Consider the following 2792-nt stretch of genomic DNA (forward strand, 5'->3'; position numbering starts at 1 on the left):
TCATGCTGGTAGCAGAGAGACCCAGAAGAGCTCTTGTGGTAATGCATGCTGAACCTGTTGCCATTGAGAACACTGATCCAAAAACAGAACTCCGGAGGTTCATAGCTGATAATGGATTAAAAATAGACATCAGTTGTTCCAGTGGGCCGATGAGCACAGAGGAGGCAATGGAAATAATCAACGACCAAAAGGTCGTAGTGGGAGATGTGATAGAAGTCCTGGCTTTTGCACACCGGAGTTGCCCTGAAAGCTACTATATTGCAACAGGTCTGATCGTGGATGGACAGTTGCAGTTCATCCCATATGTACTGAGCACAGCAGGAAAATTATACTCCAATACTCCCAGAACAATAGAGCTTTTGCATAGCAGGGGCATCGATACATACATAGCATCTGGCGACACCATGCGTTCACTAAGGAGAGTAGCTGAAAAACTTTGCATCCCACTTACAAATGTTTTCGATATAGCCACTACAGATGAGAAGGCTAATATTGTACTGGCCCTTAAAAAGAAATATGATATAGTACTGATGATTGGAGATGGTGTTAACGATATTCGCGCCTTGGAGGTTGCTGATGTGGGGATAGTCACTATCCAGCAAGGGGATAAAAGACCACAAAGATTATTGGAAGCCGCTGATCATGTGATCAGTGATATCATAGAGGTTATAGATATTGTGGACTCATTGAATGCTTCTGACCATAGGTAAGAGCAGGGGACAGATTTTTATTGTTAACGGCGAAAACAATATGCGTTACGTTTATGTATAGTTTGATATAATGCAGATGATACTCTACAAAAAGTAAATTTAAAAACTAATTATAAATGTCCGGCAGAAGTTGTTAGCAGTTTAGTACATACCATACAATACCATTAAGTAATTTGAACTGGTAGTCAGAACTAGGAGAATTCCAGCCGGTACATAAACGGAGGAACATAAATGGCAGCGTTCATCGAGGTAAAAAACCTTAATGTGGATTTTGACGGCTTAAAAGTTCTGAAGGACATAAACCTTACTATAAACGAAGGAGAGGTCATCGGTATATTGGGACGAAGCGGAGCAGGTAAAACTGTTCTAATGCATGTACTTCGCGGAGTAGAAGAATATGAAAGTATAAGCGGGCAGGTGATATACCATCTTGCAACCTGTGAAAAATGCGGTCATATCGAACCTCCGAGCAAAATAGGAAGTGAATGTCCAGCATGTCCCGGAGAAAAATTACTACCTTTTGATGCTGATTTTGTTGAGATGTCAATTCATGACCACAAAAGAAAAGACATCACCAAGAGGATAGCTATAATGCTGCAGCGCACTTTTGCACTGTATGGTGATGAGAAGGTCATAACAAATGTAGTAAATTCCCTTACCGAAATTGGACAGCAGGATGAAGATGTCATTTCAAAGGCGATGGAGCTGCTGGAAAAAGTACAATTATCTCACCGTATGATGCATATAGCACGAGACCTGAGCGGTGGTGAGAAACAGAGAGTCGTCCTTGCCCGCCAGCTTGTGAGAAATCCAATGCTGCTGCTAGCAGATGAACCTACCGGCACACTTGATCCGAGGACTGCAAAGATAGTACATGATGTTATCGAGAGGACTGTCAAGGATTACAATATGACAATGATCATAACCTCTCATTGGTCTGAAGTTGTTGAGGATATTGCTGACAGGGCAATCATCCTTGAAGACGGGGCCATGGTCGCCGAGGGAGACCCCTGCGAAATGGCAAAGAAATTTACAGGCATGGCATGTGCACTAGAGAAGAGGCAAGACGTTGCCATTGGCGACCCTATAATAAAAGTGCAAAATCTCCGAAAGAAGTACATATCAGTTACAAGAGGAGTCGTCAATGCCGTAAGTGATATCTCTTTTGAAGTAAGAGAAAGTGAGATATTCGGCCTTGCCGGGGTCAGCGGTGCGGGGAAGACCACTACTTCAGAGATCCTCATGGGAATAGTTCAGCCCACCAGCGGCGAAGTGGTTACGAGGGTAGGAGATGAGTGGATCGATATGAAAAAACCTGGGCCGGAATGCAGGGGACGTGCACTTCAGTACATGGGCATATTGCATCAGGAATACAGTCTTTACACCCACCGCAATATAATAGATAACCTCACAGAGTCTATCGGTATTGACCTGCCTTATGAACTGGCAGTAAGAAAGGCGATCATTACTTTGAAAACCACTGGTTTCACAGAAGAAAAGGCAAAATCGATATTATCCAAGATGCCTGACGAACTTAGCGAAGGAGAGAGACACAGGGTGGCACTTGCTCAGATATTAATGAAGGAGCCAAACATAATAGTAATGGATGAACCAACAGGTACAATGGACCCAATTACTAAAAAAGATGTCACAAGATCCATTCTCAAAGCAAGGGAGGAGTTGGGGAATACATTTGTGATCGTATCCCATGACATGGACTTCCTGGAAGAGATATGTGACAGGGTAGCCCTTATGAGAAATGGAGAGATTGTGGACATAGGGGAGCCAGGGAAAGTGATCGCACAACTTACCGAAACCGAAAGGATCGAAGCGAACGCAGATCAATAGAGAATTATGCAAAGAGGTGTCAGATATGGATGGCGAAATAACAGTAGAGGTCAACGGAATTGAAATAAAGTTGCCTGAAAGAGCTACTCTTGGGGATGCCATCCGGGTATCTGACGCACCTTATAAAGAAGGTATTTCAATAGGAATACTGAAAAGGTCTGAGATCGAACAAGAAGAAAATGTAGTGGAATATCGGATAATAACCACCTCCGGAGAGTTCGTGATCGAACTCTT

2 protein-coding genes and 1 pseudogene are annotated in these 2792 nt (G+C 43.2%); all 3 read left to right on the forward strand.

Annotated elements, in window-relative coordinates; genetic code table 11:
• Positions 1 to 710, forward strand: a 710-nt coding sequence (locus tag AB7U21_RS00955) for an HAD-IC family P-type ATPase (RefSeq protein ID WP_428386488.1), incomplete at its 5' end; no start/stop codon positions are given.
• Between the two features lie 231 nt (positions 711 to 941).
• Positions 942 to 2558 (forward strand): methyl coenzyme M reductase system, component A2, encoded by a 1617-nt coding sequence (gene atwA, locus AB7U21_RS00960; RefSeq protein ID WP_428386490.1) that lies wholly within the window; start codon positions 942 to 944, stop codon positions 2556 to 2558.
• 25 nt (positions 2559 to 2583) lie between these two features.
• Positions 2584 to 2792 (forward strand): annotated as a pseudogene (locus AB7U21_RS00965) (methyl-coenzyme M reductase-associated protein Mmp3); the annotation flags it as partial.

Origin of the sequence: Methanomethylovorans sp., assembly GCF_050177135.1 — an archaeon.
Lineage (GTDB): Archaea > Halobacteriota > Methanosarcinia > Methanosarcinales > Methanosarcinaceae > Methanomethylovorans.